At 64.2% G+C, this 17,444-nt stretch carries 14 protein-coding genes; 7 read left to right on the forward strand and 7 right to left on the reverse strand.

Annotation, left to right across the window (positions count from 1 at the left end):
• The 4 genes from AUR66_RS14765 to lipA all read right to left on the reverse strand — a co-directional run.
• Positions 1–728, reverse strand: a 728-nt coding sequence (locus AUR66_RS14765) for a biotin/lipoyl-containing protein (protein ID WP_197409798.1), incomplete at its 3' end; no start/stop codon positions are given.
• Positions 729–1,712: an alpha-ketoacid dehydrogenase subunit beta gene (locus tag AUR66_RS14770; protein ID WP_058573040.1), complete on the reverse strand. Its 984-nt coding sequence runs from the start codon at positions 1,710–1,712 to the stop codon at positions 729–731. It lies immediately after the preceding gene.
• Positions 1,709–2,815 (reverse strand): pyruvate dehydrogenase (acetyl-transferring) E1 component subunit alpha, encoded by a 1,107-nt coding sequence (gene pdhA / locus AUR66_RS14775; RefSeq protein ID WP_058573041.1) that lies wholly within the window; start codon positions 2,813–2,815, stop codon positions 1,709–1,711. Before pdhA ends, AUR66_RS14770 begins: the two co-directional genes overlap by 4 nt.
• Before the next feature lie 321 nt (positions 2,816–3,136).
• Positions 3,137–4,072, reverse strand: coding sequence for a lipoyl synthase (gene lipA, locus AUR66_RS14780; protein ID WP_058573042.1), 936 nt, complete (start codon positions 4,070–4,072; stop codon positions 3,137–3,139).
• 572 nt (positions 4,073–4,644) lie between these two features.
• Between lipA and AUR66_RS14785 the strand changes: the two genes are divergently transcribed.
• Positions 4,645–6,984, forward strand: coding sequence for a DEAD/DEAH box helicase (locus tag AUR66_RS14785; RefSeq protein WP_058573052.1), 2,340 nt, complete (start codon positions 4,645–4,647; stop codon positions 6,982–6,984).
• Between the two features lie 204 nt (positions 6,985–7,188).
• Here AUR66_RS14785 and AUR66_RS14790 read toward each other — a convergent pair whose 3' ends face one another.
• Positions 7,189–7,839: an HAD family hydrolase gene (locus tag AUR66_RS14790; RefSeq protein ID WP_058573043.1), complete on the reverse strand. Its 651-nt coding sequence runs from the start codon at positions 7,837–7,839 to the stop codon at positions 7,189–7,191.
• 130 nt (positions 7,840–7,969) lie between these two features.
• On the opposite strand from AUR66_RS14790, the gene AUR66_RS14795 reads away from it, so the two are divergent.
• The 3 genes from AUR66_RS14795 (at position 7,970) to AUR66_RS14805 (ending at position 11,411) form a co-directional block, all read left to right on the forward strand.
• Positions 7,970–8,701: an Sjogren's syndrome/scleroderma autoantigen 1 family protein gene (locus tag AUR66_RS14795; protein WP_058573044.1), complete on the forward strand. Its 732-nt coding sequence runs from the start codon at positions 7,970–7,972 to the stop codon at positions 8,699–8,701.
• Between the two features lie 104 nt (positions 8,702–8,805).
• Positions 8,806–9,825: a tRNA-intron lyase gene (endA, locus tag AUR66_RS14800; RefSeq protein WP_058573045.1), complete on the forward strand. Its 1,020-nt coding sequence runs from the start codon at positions 8,806–8,808 to the stop codon at positions 9,823–9,825.
• Positions 9,822–11,411 (forward strand): tryptophan--tRNA ligase, encoded by a 1,590-nt coding sequence (locus AUR66_RS14805; RefSeq protein ID WP_058573046.1) that lies wholly within the window; start codon positions 9,822–9,824, stop codon positions 11,409–11,411. Before endA ends, AUR66_RS14805 begins: the two co-directional genes overlap by 4 nt.
• Before the next feature lie 62 nt (positions 11,412–11,473).
• On the opposite strand, the gene AUR66_RS14810 is transcribed toward AUR66_RS14805, so the two are convergent.
• Complete coding sequence (locus AUR66_RS14810; RefSeq protein ID WP_058573047.1) at positions 11,474–12,496, reverse strand: ornithine cyclodeaminase family protein; 1,023 nt, start codon at positions 12,494–12,496, stop codon at positions 11,474–11,476.
• A gap of 93 nt (positions 12,497–12,589) precedes the next feature.
• On the opposite strand from AUR66_RS14810, the gene AUR66_RS14815 reads away from it, so the two are divergent.
• Positions 12,590–13,765, forward strand: coding sequence for an NAD(P)/FAD-dependent oxidoreductase (locus tag AUR66_RS14815; protein ID WP_058573048.1), 1,176 nt, complete (start codon positions 12,590–12,592; stop codon positions 13,763–13,765).
• A 39-nt stretch (positions 13,766–13,804) separates the two neighbouring features.
• Here AUR66_RS14815 and AUR66_RS14820 read toward each other — a convergent pair whose 3' ends face one another.
• Positions 13,805–14,071: a hypothetical protein gene (locus AUR66_RS14820; protein WP_058573049.1), complete on the reverse strand. Its 267-nt coding sequence runs from the start codon at positions 14,069–14,071 to the stop codon at positions 13,805–13,807.
• 397 nt (positions 14,072–14,468) lie between these two features.
• Here AUR66_RS14820 and pheS point away from each other — a divergent pair, with 397 nt between their 5' ends.
• Positions 14,469–15,968, forward strand: a complete 1,500-nt coding sequence (gene pheS, locus AUR66_RS14825) for a phenylalanine--tRNA ligase subunit alpha (protein WP_058573050.1) — start codon at positions 14,469–14,471, stop codon at positions 15,966–15,968.
• Positions 15,968–17,444, forward strand: a 1,477-nt coding sequence (gene pheT / locus AUR66_RS14830; RefSeq protein WP_058573051.1) for a phenylalanine--tRNA ligase subunit beta, incomplete at its 3' end; no start/stop codon positions are given. The genes pheS and pheT, both read left to right, overlap by 1 nt.

The following is a 17,444-nucleotide window of genomic DNA, read 5'->3' on the forward strand; positions in this document are numbered from 1 at the left end:
GCGGCCTGTGCGGCGCGCTGGGCCTCGGCGTACTCGGTGACTGCGTCGGGCGAGACGAACGCCTCACCGTCGCGCATCTCGGTCGCCGGCACGGCGTCGATGTCGACGCCTTTCTCTTTGGCAAGCGCACGGGTCGCGGGTGCGGCGAGCGTCTTGTCACGCTCTGCGGCCTCAGCGGGCGCGGCAGCGCTTTCGTCGCGCTTCTCCGTCGCCGACTGACCGTTGATTTCGATGCTGCGCGGCCCTTCGGCCGCCGCGTCGTCTTCTTCTTCTTCGGCGGCCGCACGAACGTCGCCTTCGGTCACGCGACCACTCGGGCCGCTTCCGTCGACAGATTCGAGGTCGACTTCGAGTTCGCGGGCGAGGCGTCGGACGCTCGGCGGGGCGAACACGCGTCCGCCAGAGTCGGCTTCGTCCTCGGGTTCCGCTTCGGGTTCTGCTTCCGCCTCGGGTTCGGCGGCCGGCTCGGCTTCTTCGGCCTCCTCGCCACCGACCTGGATGGTGATGATGACGTTGCCGACGGGGACGACTTCGCCCTCTTCGGCGAGGAGTTCGTTCACCGTCCCGTTGAACGGCGACGGAACGTCCACGAGTGCCTTGTCCGTCTCGACCTCTGCGAGTACCTGGTCTTCGGTCACTTCGTCGCCCGGTGCGACGTGCCACGTTACGAGTTCGCCTTCTGCGACGCCTTCACCGACGTCGGGGAGTTTGAATTCTTCGAGTGCCATTCAGAAGTTCACCGCCTCACGAATGCCGTCTTCGACGCGGGCGACCGACGGGAGGTAGTAGTCCTCCAGTGCGTACAGCGGGTACGGAACGTCGTAGCCTGCGACGCGCTTTACGGGTGCTTCCTGATAGAGGAGCGCCTCTTCTTGGATGATTGCCGTAATTTCGCCGCCGAGACCACCGGTCTTGGGTGCCTCGTGGACGACGACTGCACGGCCGGTCTTCTTGAACGACTCGACGATGGTCTCGCGGTCGAGTGGCGAGATAGAGCGCAGGTCGACGACTTCCGCGTCGATACCCTCTTCTTCGAGATTCTCGACTGCTTCGAGCGTCGGGCGGGTCATCGCGCCGTAGGTGAACACCGACACGTCCGTGCCTTCGCGGCGGACGGCGGCCTCACCGATTGGGACCGTGTAGTCTTCTTCGGGAACCTCGCCGCGGAACGCGCGGTAGATGAGTTTGGGTTCGAGGAAGACGACCGGGTCGGGGTCGCGGATGGCGGAGATGAGCAGTCCCTTCGTGTCGTACGGCGTAGAGGGGATGACGACCTTCAGACCGGCCTCGTGCGCGTAGAACATCTCCTTCGACTCGGAGTGCGACTCGGGTGCGCGGATGCCACCGCCGTAGGGGGCGCGGAGGACCATCGGGAGCGTGTAGCGCCCGCGGGTCCGGGTGCGGAACCGCGACATGTGGCTCACGATTTGGTCGAATCCGGGGTACATGAAGCCAGAGAACTGAATCTCGGGAATCGGCTTCAGGCCCATCGCGGCCATCCCGACTGCCGTGCCGATGATGCCGGACTCTGCGAGGGGCGTGTCGATGACGCGGTCGTCGCCGAACTCGTCCCAGAGGCCTTCGGTGGCCCGGAAGACGCCGCCGTTCTTGCCGACGTCTTCGCCCATGACCAACACCTCGTCGTCGAGGTTCATTTCGGTGTAGAGACCGTCCCGTACTGCCTGCACGATGGTGAGGTTCTGTGCGCTCATTCTCGGAGGAATCCTTCGTCGCCAACCTTCTCACGGAGTGCTTCGAACTCCTCGTACTGTGCTTGAATCTCTGGCGTCCGTTCGTCGTAGGCGTAGTCGAACATGTCGCTGGGTTCCGGACGCGGGTCGGACTCGGCTGCCTCGATGGCGTCTGCGACTCGTTGTTTGATGTCAGCCTCGATTTCTTCGACCTTCTCGTCGTCGAGTCGCCCCGTCTCGCGGAGGAACGCTTCGAGACGCGGGATGGGGTCTTTCGCCTTCCACTTCTCGACTTCCTCGTCGTCGCGGTAGACAGTCGGGTCGTCGGCCGTGGTGTGCGCGCCGAAGCGGTACTGGACCGCCTCGATGAGCGTGGGTCGACCCTCGCCTTCGCCGGGGTTCCGGGCTTTCTCCAGTGCGGCCTTCGTCACGGCGTAGACGGCGAGGGGGTCCATACCGTCGACCTGTACGCCGTCGATGCCGTAGGCGGTGGCCTTCTGTGCGATAGTCTCGGAGGCCGTCTGTCGCTCGCGCGGGACAGAAATCGCCCACTGATTGTTGTTACAGAAGAAGACGTTGGGGGTGTCGAAGACGCCCGCGAAGTTCAGTCCTTCGTGGAAGTCTCCTTCGGAGGTTGCCCCGTCGCCGAAGTAGCAGAGAACTGCCTTGTTCTCCTCGCCGCGGAGTTTGAACGACCACCCGGCACCCGTCGCGTGCGGAATCTGCGACGCGATGGGAACTGCGGGCGGGAAGAGGTTCACGCCCTCCGGCATCTCGTTACCCTTCTCGTGGCCCATCCAGTACAAGAGCGTCTGCTTGAGGGGAAGGCCGCGGAGCAACGCTGCGCCGTGTTCGCGGTAACTGGGCACCATCCAGTCGTCTTCTTCGAGTGCGATGGCGCTGCCAATCTGTGCGCCTTCTTGTCCCGACAGCGGAGGATAGGTTCCCATCCGTCCCTGTCGCTGCAGACTCACTGCCCGAGTGTCGAAGTGTCGAGCAAGGCGCATATTCCGGTACATGTCGACCAGTGTCTCGTCGTCGATGTCGGGGACTTCACCGACGACGGTGCCGTCCTCATCGAGTACTCGTACCTGGTCCTGCGGGTCACGCTGAAGTACGCTCACGGGAGAACCCTCCTGTTCATGGCAAAATCGACACCCGCTGGCGTTATATTGTTTTCGTATATAATTTACTTTGACTCGGAATATTGCGTCACTGGCCGTGCTATGTAAACTCACACAGGTGAAAATTGGACATTTTGGCTTCTAAACGATTCTTCCTGAGGGTCATTAGTGCGAACCCACATCTCACCGAGAAATAATCGGAAATATCGACAACGTTTCACAACGGAACGGGAGTACGTCGACTCAGAATGTGACAACTCCGCCACAGCTGTGGCGACGCGAGAACGAAGTCTCCTGTCCGGCGCGCGCGCGTCGCCCGCGTTACTGCCCTGCTGCCGCGCGTGCCGCTTGTCGTGCCTCTTCGACGCTCGACCCTTCGCGGAGCAGTGCGTCGACGAACAGTTCGCCCGCCTTGTACGACGACCGGACCATCGGGCCCGAGGCACAGTAGAGGAAGTCGAGTTCGTCTTCGGCGACCCGTCGCCACGTCTCGAACACGTCGGGGTGGACGTACTCGTACACGTCGAGGTGGGTCCGCGACGGTTGGAGGTACTGGCCGAAGGTCACGATGTCGACGTCCGCCTCGCGGAGGTCTGAGAGCGTCTGGTAGACTTCGTGGGCGTGTTCGCCGAGGCCGAGCATGATGGACGTCTTCGTGTGGATGTCCGACTCGTCGGTCACTTGCTGGAGGACCGACAGCGACTGCTCGTATCCCGCGCGCCGGTCACGAATCGGCCACTGGAGACGCTCGACCGTCTCGATGTTGTGAGCGATGACGTCCGGGCCGGCGTCGATAATCTTCCGGACGAGTTCGGGTTCGCCCTGGAAGTCGGGAATCAGCACTTCGACGAGAACCTCCGGGTCACGTTGCTTAATCTCGCGAATCGTCTGTGCGAAGTGCCCGGCACCTTGGTCGGGCAAGTCGTCGCGGTCCACGGAGGTCAACACGACGTAGTCGAGACCGATTTCCGTCACGGCGTCGGCGACGTTCGCGGGTTCTTCGGGGTCGAGTGGCTCCATGCCACCCGTCGTTACGTCACAGAAGTTGCATCCGCGCGAACACCGGTCGCCCATGAGCATGAACGTGGCCGTCCCGGGGCCGTCCCGACCACTCCAGCACTCGCCGAGGTTCGGACAGTTGGCCTCTTCACAGACCGTGTTGAGGTTCCTGTCCCGGAGTGTGGATTTGATGTCGGTGAATCGCCGGCCCGATGGCGGTCGCATCTTCAACCAATCTGGCTTCCGCCGCGTGCGCATGGTCAGTTCTTACGGGGGGACAGGCAAAAACGTGAGGATTACACCGCTGTCGGTCGACCTCCTGACAGGTCTGGCCGGTTCGATTCGGCCGAACCACCCGACGTTCGTCTCGTGCCCCGTGTTACCACGACGACAGAAGAATCGGTCAAACACACGCGACTCTCACGAAAAAGAAAACGTTTGCTTCGAATCCATCACGGATTTCCACCATTCTGTGTGTAAAACCGTGCTAAATATATCACAGAACTGAAAAACTTATATTCGAGTAAAGATTTCCGTACAGTGTATGAACTGGAAACACCGCCGTGACCTGTCGAAGGCTGAATCGAAGAAGCACGAAGCCACCGCGGGAACGAACTGGTCGTTCATCGCTGTCCTCGCCGGCGCGGCATAAGACAGGAGACGGCCGGAATCGTGCCCTGAACGGTCCCCCGAACACGTTTTTGTCGTCTCGCTCGGCGAGCGGTGCCACCGGATGGAGAAACGCCTTTCCCCACGGACGACTCGGCTACCTGTATGACCCTCGTCTTCGTCTCGCTTCCGTCCGCTGTACTCACAGGGAGGTGCACCCCGTGAAAGTCGTCGAAGCAGTCCCCGAGTTCGCCGACGCCTTCGGGTTCGAGGAGTTCAACCGGATGCAACGTGAGGCCCTGCCGGGCATCCTCGACACCGACCACAACGTGGTCGCCTCCGCGCCCACCGCTAGCGGGAAGACGGCGCTCGCGGAACTCGCTATTTGCAAGACGCTCCGCGACGACGGGACGGCCCTCTTCATCGCCCCGCTTCGCGCTCTGACGACCGAGAAAGAGACCGAGTGGGAACGCTTCGAAGACCTCGGCTACTCCGTCTACGTCGTCACCGGCGAACGCGAGTTGAACCCCCGTCGCGCCGCACGCGCGGACATCCTCGTGATGACGCCGGAGAAGACGGACTCTGCCACGCGCAAACACGACTCTGCACGCTACTCGTTCATCGAGGACGTCGACTGCGTCGTCATCGACGAGGTCCACCTGCTCGACTCCGAGACGCGCGGCGGCGTCCTCGAAGTCACCGTCTCGCGGATGCGTCGCATCTGCGACCCGCGCATCGTGGCGCTCTCGGCGACGATGCCGAACATCGACGACGTGGCCGCGTGGTTGGATGCGCCGCCCGAGACGACGTTCGAGTTCGGCGACGACTACCGACCCGTAGACCTCCACGCGGGCGTGAAGACGTACACACACGGCGAGAACTCGTTTGCGGACAAGTACCGCCGTCTCTACCGGGCGTTCGACCTCGCAGAACCCCACATCCGCGACGGCGGGCAGTCGCTCGTCTTCGTCTCCTCGCGGCAGGATTCGGTTCGGGCCGCCGAGAAGGCCCGCGACGAACTCGCCAAACGCGACGTGCCGATTAGCTCTCGCGGCGACTACGACTTCCACAACGAGGCGAAAGAACTCAGCAACGACTCCCTCCGGAAAGCCGTCTTAGACGGCGTCGGCTTCCACCACGCTGGCCTCGCCCGTGACGACCGAGAGGCGGTCGAAGAATGGTTCAAAGAAGGGAAGATTCAGCTCCTGTTTTCCACCTCGACGCTGGCGTGGGGCGTGAACCTCCCCGCACGCTGTGTCGTCATCCGCGACACGAAACACCACGACCCTCTCGAAGGCGAAGTCGACATCTCGCCGCTCGACATCCTCCAGATGCTCGGTCGCGCCGGGCGTCCCGGCTACGACGACGTGGGGTATGGCTGGGTCGTCTGCGACCACGCGGACCAGAACAAGTACCGACGCCTCCTCCGCGAGGGCAAAGAGATAGAGTCGCGCCTCGCCGAAGACCTCGACGCCCACCTCAACGCCGAAATCGCGATGGGCACGATTCGAGACTTAGACGACGTGATGTCGTGGTTGGAGACGACGTTCTACTACCGGCGGGCTCAGTCGGACCCCGGTGCCTACGACTTCGAAGACCTTCGTTCGCGCGTCCGCGACGTCCTCGACAGACTCGTCTCTCGCGGGTTCGTCGAGATGGACGACGACCTCTCTATCGACGCGACGGCACTCGGTCGCCTCACCTCGAAGTACTACCTCCGTCTCGGGACCGCGACCCGATTCTCCACGCTCGCCAACCGCGACCGAATCTCCGCCGACGATATCCTCGAAACGGTCGCCGGCGCGGCCGACTTCCGCCAGGTCTCGTCTCGACAGTCCGAAGTCGACGCCGTGAACTCGGTGTTGACGGGCGTTTCGACCGAACTCGAAGACGGCCCGCGGAAGGTGCTGGCCATCCTCCACGCGAGTATGGCGAATTCGACGCCGAGCGAACTTCGGAGCGACGCGTGGGTCATCCGCCAGAACGCGCTTCGTCTTCTCTCGGCACTCCGCGAATTCTTGGATACCTTCGCCGACGCTCGCGCCGCCAACCTCGCCCGACGAGTCGAAGCACGCGTCGACCACGGTGTCAGCGGCGACGCCGCGGCACTCACAGCAGTCGATGGCATCGGTCCCGGCCGTGCTCGCACGCTCGCCACGGGGGGCCTCTCGTCACCGGCCGAGGTTGTCGACGCCGGCGTCCGAGAACTCACGCGCGCTGGTATCTCACAGGGCGTTGCCGAACGCGTCGTCGAGAGCGCGAAGAACCTCCCTGCACCAGAAATCGAGTGGGGGCAGTTCCCCGAGACGGTCGCTCGCGGCGAGAGCGATATGCACGACATCCGGGTGACCAACACCGCCGGCGGCGGGTCCATCGGCATCCGTGTCACGGTCAACGGCGTGGAGATGTCTGCGAAAGAGTGCTACCTCTCGGACGAGGTTGTCGTCCCCGTCGGTGTCTTCGGCGCGACGGACGACGAACTCGAATTCACGGTCGAAGTGACGTTCCCCGACCTGCCGCTCTTGCCGATTCGGGAGACGCGGACGGTTCGAGTGGAGTAACCGCGCGAAGCGTTCGAGAACAGCACTGCCGCTCGGTGGCGGAGAACGAAGACCGGGAGATGGTACCCGGGAAGTTGTTGACGTGCGATGGCACAACAAACCTACCGAAGGTCCCGGTCTTCAGACTAAACTGAACGCCCAAATAGTAAAAAGATTAAGAATATTTGGCTCGAAAGCTCGCGCAGTCGTTCGTTCGCGGACCACTCAGTCGTCGCCGAGCAACGCCGCCCGCAGTTCCTCGGGACCGTCCACGATTTCGTCGGCCTGCGAGAGGTCTAACTCGCTGTTGTGGGCGACGCGGTAGGCGATGGTGTGCGCGCCCGACCGGGCGGCCGATTCGATGCCGTTGACAGAGTCTTCGACGACGACGCATTCCTCGGGGGCGACGCCGAGTTCCGATGCTGCCGCCTCGTAGATGTGCGGTTCGGGTTTGCCGGGGTCGTCGATGTCGTCGGCCGAGAGGACCAAGTCGAGTGGGTCGAGGGCGAACCGTTCGCGGACGGTCGAAATCCAGTCTTGCGGGGCAGACGAGACGATAGCGACTTTCTTCCCGGCGGCGCGGAGGTCGGAGAAGAGTTCCTCTGCGCCGTCCATCAGGACCACTTTCTCACCGTAGAGGTCTTCGGCGTTCTCGTGGTACGCCGCGACGAACTCCGCTTTCGTGACGGTGGTTCCGTACTCTTCGTCGAGGTAGTCGTATATCTCGCGGAAGTTCATCCCCGTAATCTCCTCGTGAGCGGGGTCGCCGGACTCGATAGCGTCGGCGAACACCCAGTCGTCCTCGAAGGCGTGCCAGTACTGCTCGGAATCGACCAACACTCCGTCCATGTCGAACAGCACGACGTTCGCATCCATACCACGACCTGTGCCCCGGCCGACCAAAGTCCTTCGTGAGGCGGCATGGCTTCACCGTCGTCGCCGACTCGCTCTCGCACATGAACTTTCGCACGAAGGTTCAAATCGGAACCCGGGACCACCCCGGCGCATGGAATCCATCCGCGTCTTTGCAGGCGACTGCACCGTCCGATTCGAGGGGTCTCGTGACCGCGTCCAACGTGGTCGAGTCGTCGTCGTCGCCAAGCCCGACCGAACCGTCCTCGTCCACGACACCAGCGGGTACCAACCCGTCGCGTGGTTGACCCGTGCCGACTCGTTGACGGTCGAATCCGGCCCGGAGTCGTTCGGCCTCGTCGCCCGCGCAGGCGACCAGGTCCTCACCGTCGAATCACACGACTCCGCCCGTCGTTCGGAGTACCCTGCGAGCGAAGCGGGTGTCCCAGTCGGCAGTCACCCCGGCACCGGCGAACCCCTCGTCCGAACTGGTGGCTCGGTCGTCGGCCTCGACTCTGGCGTCGAGTTTTCGCTTCCCGCGGGTGCGACAGTCCTCGACGAGACGTGCGACGACTGTGGGCTACCACTGATGCGGGTCGAACGCGGGGCCACCTTCGAGGTGTGCATCGACCGCCAGTGCGACCCGCTGGACGACCACGTGCAAGACAAGTTCGATGGCGAGTGGACGTGCCCCGACTGCGGGTCACCGCTTCGAATCATTCGCCGCGGTGGTCGCTTGCTCGCTGGATGCGACGCGTATCCCGAGTGTGAGACAGCATTCTCGGTTCCGACGGGCGTCGTCGTGGACGACTGTGAGTGTGGCCTGCCGATATTCGAGACGGGTCGCGGTCGGCGGTGTCTCGACTCGACGTGTGAGTTCGCATGAGTCGTCGGTACGAAGAGTGCCACTGGTCTCGCCGGTGGCGACACCCAAGTGTTCGGCCCGCCGGCATCGCAGACCCTTTGTCGTCGCCCCGCCCCGATTCGTGTATGCAAGGACGCCTCGAAGACGGTGTCGTCCACCTCCCGGGCGACGCCCGCCAGCGGTTCCACGACTCGCGTGGCTATGGGAGGCCGACCGGCGGGAACGACCTCGACGTCGCGCCCGTCGAGGCCGCGCACCTCCTCTCGCGCGGCGACATCGACGGCGTAGACGGCATGGGCCTGCGTGAACTCCTCGCGCGAACCGGCACCACACTCGACTTCGTCGTCTACAAAGACCTCCGCGACCGGGGATTCTATCTCTCGCCTGCCCGCGAGGGATGGCCCGGCGTGGACGACCCGGACGGTGCCGACTTCCTCGTCTACCCACGCGGCAAGGGTCCGTGGGACGGCGTGGTCGAACACCGAGTCCGAGTCGCCGGCGAACGCCAGTCAATCCCCGTCTCCTCGCTCGGTGAGACCGTTCTCGCCATCGTCGACGAAGATGGTGACCTGACGTACTTCGACACCGAGGGCTACGACCCCGAGGGGACGGCAACCGAGAACCTGCCGTCCGGCCTCGACGCCGAACTGCTCTCGGACCGCGCACTCCTGTGGACTGGTGTCGACCAGTTGTACCAACAGGGATTCTACGGGCAGCGACTCTACGGCCGGAACGCCGACAGCGGTCCGCTCCAACTCTCGCTCCTCGAAGCGGCGTCTCTCGCCCGCCGCGACGCACTCGATATCGACGAATCAGACGTGGTCGCTCGCGGTAGAGACGTAGAGGGAGACCGATTCGACCGCCGTCTCGCGGTCTACTCCGCACTTCGGGAGGCAGGGACGGTCCCCAAGAGCGGGTTCAAGTTCGGGTCGGACTTCCGAGTCTACACCGACTTCGAGACGGTGTCGGACCTCTCGCACTCCGAGTTCCTCGTGCGCGTAGTCACACCCGACCACACGTTCGTCCCACGTGACCTCTCGCTGGACGTTCGCCTCGCCGGCGGTGTCCGCAAGCGAATGGTTTTTGCGGTGACCGACGCCAACGGACAGATAGACTGGCTTTCGGTCAGTCGGCTTACGCCATGACAGACGACGAACCCGCGGAGCGCATCCGCACCGATGGAGGCACAGCAGAGGGAGCAGACGAAGTCGCTCTCGACCCGTGGGGCTCGTCGACTATCGCCGACTACCGGAAACTGTTCGAAGAGTTCGGCATCGAGGAGTTCGACGAAATCCTCGACGAGGTGCCGAACCCGCACTACCTGATGCGCCGCGGTGTCATCTTCGGCCACCGCGACTACCGTCCGGTCCTCGAAGCGATGCGCGACGGCGACGACTTCGCCGTCCTCTCGGGCTTCATGCCGACGGGCGACCCCCACATCGGCCACAAACTCGTCTTCGACGAGATAATCTGGCATCAACAGCAGGGTGGCGACGCGTACGGCCTCATCGCAGACATGGAGGCGCACTCCGCGCGCGGCATCTCGTGGGACGAAATCGACGAGCACAGTCGCGACTACCTGCTGTCGCTCATCGCACTCGGATTCGACACCGAGGAGGGGGAACTCTACCGTCAGTCGGACAACGACCGACTCCAGCGACTCGCGTTCGAACTCGGTGGCAAGGCGAACTACTCCGAGTTCGAGGGCATCTACGGATTCGACGGCGAGACGAACATCTCGCACATGCAGTCGGTCGTCACCCAGATGGCCGACATCCTCTACCCCCAGTTGGACGACCCGAAACCGACGGTCATCCCGGTCGGTCCCGACCAGGACCCGCACGTCCGGTTCGCGCGTGACCTCGCCACGCGGATGCGCTTCTTCAAGGTGACCGAGGCGTTCGCGTCGTTCGAACTGGACGACTCAGAGCGTCCGGTCGTCGCCGCCGCCTACGACGCCCGCGAGGAGTACGCCGACGACGCCGACATGCCGCGGTGCGGTGAAGCGGCCGAGTGGTTGGCAGACGCCAACCTCGACGCCGCCGGCATCCTCGTAGACGAGTCCGTCCGCGACTCGGCGGTGGAGAAACTCGAAAACGCCGGCATGGAACCGCTCCGCCCGCGCATTCGGTTCTTCGCTCGACAGGCGACCGACGAGGCGTTCGAGGCACTCATCGAGGAAATCGAGGGCGAAAAGCGCCGCTACGACCAGCACATCGACGCGTTCGACGTCGACGTTGCGGAAGCCGAAGACCTCGCCCGCGAAGTCGAGGCCCACCACGGCGGCTACGGCTTCATCCCGCCGTCGTCTATCTACCACCGCTTCATGACCGGCCTCACGGGTGGCAAGATGTCGTCGTCGATTCCGGCGAGTCACATCTCGCTGTTGGACGACCCCGAAGACGGCTACAACAAGGTCAAGTCCGCGACGACCGGCGGCCGCGACACCGCCGAAGAACAGCGTCGCCTCGGCGGTGAGGCCGACAAGTGCCCCGTCTACGAACTCTACGCGTACCTCCTCACCGGCGACGACGACGAACTCGCCAAAGAGGTGTACGACGAGTGTGTCGGCGGCGAACGACTCTGCGGCGGGTGCAAAGAACAGGCCGCGACGATGATGCGCGAGTTCCTCGAAGACCACCAGGAAAAGCGCGACGAAGCCGAAGAAATCCTCGACTCGCTCGATATCGACTTAGAGACAGAGCGACGGGGTGTCGCCGCCGAACACTAGTGAGGCGACGGCTCGGAGCGAAGTGAAGTCGCCGCCGAACACTGACCGACCGACGACGCGAACTACAACCCCACGTCTTCGCCGACGCCGCGTTCGCGCGCTTTTTCGTAGAGGTACTCGGCCGTCGCCGCATCGAGAACCGCCGAGCCAACGCTCTCGACGACGAGAATCTCTTCGTCTGAGTCCCGGCCGACGACGCCCTCGAACACTTCGGAGAGCGGAACGAGGTCGGATTCCGACAGACCGGCGGCGCGCACGTCGCCGATGTCTGCGACTTCCTCGGGAACGTCGGCGAAGACCCGCGCCGCCCGGTCGAACGTCGTCGCGTCGAGTTCCTGCATCTCCGCCGTGTAGGCACCGACGGCGACGACGAGTGCGCCGGGTTCGAGCAGGCCGCCGTCGAACACGGGGTCGGAACTGGTCGTCGCAGTGACGACGACGTTCGCGTCGGCGACGGCTTCGTCGGGGGAATCGACCGCTTCCGCGGGGAGTCCCTCGTCGCGGAGGTCGGCGGCGCACGCCTCGCGAGAGTCGCTGGGTGAGTAGATACGAACCGACTCCACGTCGGACCCGGTGGCGATAGCGCGAGTCTGCCAGCGTGCCTGCGTGCCCGCGCCGATGACCCCGAGTCGAATCGGGTCGGCGGTGAGGTACTCTGCGGCCAACCCACCGATGCACCCCGTGCGGGCACTGGTGATGGTGTTTCCGTCGAAGAACCCGAGTGGGAGACCCGTCGTCGAGTCGGTCAAGGCGACCTGTGCGTTCACCGTCGGGAGGCCGTGGGTGGTGTTGTCCGGGTGGACTGCGGCGAGTTTGGTCGCGTACACTGTCCGGCCGTGGATGTACGCCGGCATCGTCAACGCGGTTCCGAGCGGTGAGTTGGACTGGACACCGTCGCCCATCTCGCCCAGATTGTCGATACCGTCTCGGATGTCGTCGACACCGATACCAACTGGGAAGTGTGGTCTCGGTGGCCGTTCCACCTCGCCGCGACCCTGTTTGACGAACGCCTCTTCGACGACTGGGAAGAGTTCTGTAAGCGAGAGAAGGTCGCGGACGGCGTCCGCAGAGAGAATCCGAACCATACACTGGCTACTCACGTCGGGAAAATGAAACTACCGTGTATCGATACCATGTCACAGACACACTCATAACACTGGGAAAAATCAGTGACGACCATGCACGTCCTCATCGTCGGCGGCGGCGTCGTCGGACTCGCCTGCGCGTACGCCCTCACCGACCGTGGTGCCGACGTTACCGTCTGCGAGGCGGGGACACTCGGCGGCGGAAGTACCGGCCGGGCGGCGGGCGGCATCCGAACGCAATTTTCCACTCGCGTCAACGTCGAACTCTCGCTTTCGAGTATCCCCGTCTGGGAGTCGTTCGCCGACGAGTTCGGCGTCGATATCGACTACCGCCGGCCGGGATACCTCTTTCTCGCGCGGACCGAAGCGACGGCGTCGGCCTTCCGCGACAACGTCGAGATGCAGACCGAGTTGGGTGCGCCGAGTCGCGTCCTCGCCCCCGACGAAGCGAAGGCGTACGTCCCCAAACTCCGTGCAGAGCAGTTCGTCGCGGCGACCTACTCCCCTGCCGACGGCATCGCCGACCCGCACTCTGCGGTACAGGGATACGCCGACGCAGTCCGCAACGCTGGCGGCGAGATACGGAGCAATACACCAGTGACGGGACTCGAACGCGAGGGTGACGACGGCGATGACACCGACGGCCACGGCCATGGCTGGCACGTCGAGACACCCGACGAGACCATCGAAGTAGACGCCGTGGTCTGTGCGGCGGGTGCGTGGACGAAGCGTGTCGCCGCGTTCGCCGGTATCGACCTGCCAATCGCCCCCCGCCGGCGACAAATTGCGGTCGTCGAACCGGAGGGTGACCTCCCCGAAGATGCGCCGTTGACAATCGACCTCGACACGGGGTCGTACTTCCGCCCAGAGCGAGACGACACTGCCATCGTCGGCGGGCACTTCGCCGAGTCGGACCCCGACGTCGACCCCGACCGGTTCGACGAGTCGATGGACGTCGACTGGGCAGTGGAGGCGACAGAACGCGCCGACGACTGCGCCGCGTACTTCGGTCCGGAGACGAGGATTCGCAACGGGTGGGCTGGGTTGTACGCCGTGACGCCCGACCACCACGCGATTCTGGACGAAGTCGCGCCGGGGTTCGTCGTCGCCGCCGGCTTTTCGGGACACGGATTCCAGCACGCGCCGGCGACTGGTGAGGCGGTGGCTGACTTCTGTCTCGGCGAGCACGAGTGCGACGTGGACGTGTCGGACCTCTCGCTGGACCGATTCGAGACGGGTGAGACGCTCACAGAACAGAACGTGGCGTGAGGGTGGAACGTGAGGTGAGCGTGTGAGGAGACGACTCCGCTACGTACTCATGTTGACGACGGCCCGGAGTTCGCCGAGCGTCCGGGTCGGGTCGGCCACGTCGCGCGACGCGAGCACCTGATAGCGCCCGTCTTCTTCGACGACTCGGTAGGTGACCTCACCGTCGTCGAACTCGTACGGCGGGTTCGACTGGACCAAAACGGCGTCTACGTCGTCTCTATCGTCCGGTCGGTTCGGTGGTTTGACGATGAGTGACGCCTCCTCACCGAGGCGAATCGTCTCGAGCGTCGCTGCCAAGTCGCGCATTCGTCTTCGTCGCTCCTGAGACGGCAGTGGATAAGAAAGTATCTTATCTCCAACTGGTGGCTCCTGAATCGACACCCGTCGCTGCGCTACTCGCTACTGCCGGCGACACCAGCGCTGGACGTGACATACGTTCTCACGATTCCGGAACCGTTTTGAAGGAACGTGGCATCCTCGAAGATATGACAACCGAACCTGTCTGTGATGGTGTCAGCGCCACTCGCGAACCGAGCACCTCCGGGTTCGGCTTTTTCTTCCTGACCGCCTGAGGTCGGCGGACTCCGCCCCGGCGCGACCACGCCCGGTGGACGAAACCGACCCCTCCGGTCAGACTCGCCAACGCGGCGAGGCTTCGAAACTGCTAACCAACTCCCAGACGGCTAACGCCACAACGAACCAGATGCGACTTCCGGAATCACAGGTCGCGGTGTTGAACGCCGCGAGCGCTACAGACGAACGGACGATAGAACAGTTGGCGGAGGCGGCGGACCTGAAACCAGAGACGGTGACGGGTGCGGCCTTCGACCTGCGCGACGAAGGCCTCGTCTCGGTCACAGAGACCGTCGAGGAAGACGTCGAACTGACCGACGAGGGCGTCGAATACGCCGAAGACGGCCTCCCAGAGGTCCGACTCTACCGCGCCGCACTCGACGTCGGCGACGGTGACTCGGTCCCGATGGGGCAGGTCATCGGTGCCTCCTCGCTCGGCGGCCCGCAGGTCGATATCGCGCTGTCGAACTTCGCGCGCAAGGGCTACGGCCACATCGACTCGGGCGAACTCGCGCCCGACGCGGACGCCGACCCCGACGCGGACGAGGAGGCCGCGGCACTCGCGGCCCTCGTTGCCGGCGACAGCGTCGACGACGCCGTCCTCGACCAACTCGAATCGCGCAACCTCGTGGTCCGCCGCGAGCGAACCATCCGCGCCGTCACCCTCACCGACGAGGGTGTCACGGCCATGATGGAAGGCGTCGAGGCGGCCGAGACGGTGGACCGTCTCACGCCCGAGATGCTCACCTCTGGCGAGTGGGAAGACGTCGAGTTCACCGAGTACAACGTCGAAGCCGACGCACCCGAGGTTCGCGGCGGCAAGAAGCACATCCTCCGACAGACCGCTGACCGCGTGAAAGACGTGCTCACCGGCATGGGCTTCGCCGAGATGGAAGGGCCGCACGCCGACGCGGACTTCTGGATCAACGACTGCCTGTTCATGCCGCAGGACCACCCGGCACGCACGCACTGGGACCGCTTCGCCCTCGACGTGCCGCCGATGGAAGACATCCCCGAGGACCTCATCGACCGGGTTCGCGACGCTCACCTCAACGGTGTCGGCGAAGACGGCGACGGCTACCACTCGCCGTGGAGCGAGGACTTCGCGCGGGCCATCGCTCTCCGTGGGCACACCACGTCGCTGTCGATGCGTTACCTCTCCGGCCACGAAGTCGGCGAGTTAGAGCCGCCGCAGCGGTACTTCTCCGTCGAGAAGGTCTACCGCAACGACACGCTCGACCCGACCCACCTGCTGGAGTTCTACCAAATCGAGGGCTGGGTGATGGCCGAAGACCTCTCGGTGCGCGACCTGATGGGCACCTTCGAGGAGTTCTACTCGCACTTCGGCATCACGGACATCCAGTTCAAACCGCACTACAACCCCTACACTGAGCCGTCGTTCGAACTGTTCGGCCGACACCCCGAGACGGGCGAACTCATCGAAATCGGCAACTCCGGGATGTTCCGCGAGGAAGTCCTCCGCCCGCTCGGCGTCGAGTGCGACGTGATGGCGTGGGGCCTCGCGTTAGAGCGCCTCTTGATGCTCATGTACGGTTTCGACGACATCCGCGACGTTCACGGAACGATGTGTGACCTCGACCTGCTCCGCGAGACGGAGGTGCTCCGATAATGCCCGTAGTCGACGTTCAACCAGACGAACTGCGCCGCCTGACCGGCCACGAAGAGAAGTCCGACGAGGAGTTCAAAGACGACCTGTTCGCGCTCGGCCTCGAGTTCGAGGGCGTGACCGACGACGGGGCCTTCCAACTGGAGTTCGGCCCGGACCGCCTCGACCGTCTCTCGGTCGAAGGCGTCGCCCGGTCGCTTCGCTACCAGTACGGCGACGCCCGCGGTGTCTCCGTCCCGAAGACGAACGACCCCGACTGGACCATCGTCGTCGACGAGTCCGTCCCGGACGAGCGACCCTACGTCACGGGTGCCGTCGTTCGCGGCGTGGACTTAGACGACGCCGCACTCGACTCGCTCATCCAACTGCAGGAGAAACTGCACGCGACGATGGGTCGCAAGCGCGCCAAGGGCGCGATTGGCATCCACGACCTGACGATGCTGAAAGGCGACGTCCTCTCCGAGCGGTCGACGGGCAACTCCATCACGTACAAGGGAATCGCCCCCGACGGTGACACCTTCGTCGCCCTCGACTCCAACGAGGAACTCACGCCCGCCGAGGTGCTCGAACAGCACGCGACCGGACAGAAGTACGCCGACCTCGTCTCCGAGTACGAGCGCTATCCGGCCATCTACGACGAAATCGGCCTGTTCTCGTTCCCGCCGGTCATCAACGGCCGTCGGACCGAGGTATCCACCGACTCGCGCGACCTGTTCGTCGAACTCACCGGCACCGACCAGTGGACCATCGACCGGATGTGCACCATCATCTGCTACGCGCTGGCCGCCCGCGGGGCGACCATCGAGGAAGTCGAAGTCCAGTACGAAGACGGCACCGTCGTCAAACCCGACTTCGACGTCGACACGAAACACGTCAGCCACGACCGAATCGAGTCGATTCTCGGCGTCGAGTTGGAGATGGACGAGGTCATCGACCTCTTCGAGCGCTCCGGTCTCGACGCGAACGCCGAACTCGGAGACGAAACGGTCTACGAAGTCTCCATCCCGCCGTACCGCGTGGACGTGCTTCACCCGCTGGACCTCGTCGACGACATTGGCCGTGCCTACGGGTTCAACGACCTCGAACCGCGCTACCCCGACGTGGGGACGGTCGGGCAGCGTCACGAACGCTCCCGACTCGAAGACGCCGCCCGGAACAGTCTCGTCGGCCTCGGGTTCGAGGACATGCTCGACTTCCACATGATTTCGGAAGGAGAGAACTACGAGCGCATGGGTATCGAACCCGGGACCGAGGTGCTCGGTGGCGGCGAACCCGCCTCAATCACCGAACCGTACAGCGAGGACTACACCATGCTCCGGACGTGGGTGCTCCCGTCGCTGACGATGGTGCTGGAGAACAACACGCACCGCGCGTACCCGCAGGACCTCGCCGAAATCGGCCACGTGGCCCACCGCGACGACAGCGAGAACACCCGCGTCGCCGAAGCGCGCCACGTCGCCGCCGTCTTCGCCCGCCACG

The organism is Haloferax profundi, from assembly GCF_001469865.1.
Classification (GTDB): domain Archaea; phylum Halobacteriota; class Halobacteria; order Halobacteriales; family Haloferacaceae; genus Haloferax; species Haloferax profundi.

Bases quoted from the DNA above. Each gene is read 5' to 3' on its own strand.
- AUR66_RS14770 (WP_058573040.1), bottom strand. From the start codon at position 1,712: ATGAGCGCACAGAACCTCACCATCGTGCAGGCAGTACGGGACGGTCTC.
- lipA (WP_058573042.1), bottom strand. From the start codon at position 4,072: ATGCGCACGCGGCGGAAGCCAGATTGGTTGAAGATGCGACCGCCATCG.
- AUR66_RS14790 (WP_058573043.1), bottom strand. From the start codon at position 7,839: ATGGATGCGAACGTCGTGCTGTTCGACATGGACGGAGTGTTGGTCGAT.
- AUR66_RS14795 (WP_058573044.1), top strand. From the start codon at position 7,970: ATGGAATCCATCCGCGTCTTTGCAGGCGACTGCACCGTCCGATTCGAG.
- endA (WP_058573045.1), top strand. From the start codon at position 8,806: ATGCAAGGACGCCTCGAAGACGGTGTCGTCCACCTCCCGGGCGACGCC.
- AUR66_RS14805 (WP_058573046.1), top strand. From the start codon at position 9,822: ATGACAGACGACGAACCCGCGGAGCGCATCCGCACCGATGGAGGCACA.
- AUR66_RS14810 (WP_058573047.1), bottom strand. From the start codon at position 12,496: ATGGTTCGGATTCTCTCTGCGGACGCCGTCCGCGACCTTCTCTCGCTT.
- AUR66_RS14815 (WP_058573048.1), top strand. From the start codon at position 12,590: ATGCACGTCCTCATCGTCGGCGGCGGCGTCGTCGGACTCGCCTGCGCG.
- AUR66_RS14820 (WP_058573049.1), bottom strand. From the start codon at position 14,071: ATGCGCGACTTGGCAGCGACGCTCGAGACGATTCGCCTCGGTGAGGAG.
- pheS (WP_058573050.1), top strand. From the start codon at position 14,469: ATGCGACTTCCGGAATCACAGGTCGCGGTGTTGAACGCCGCGAGCGCT.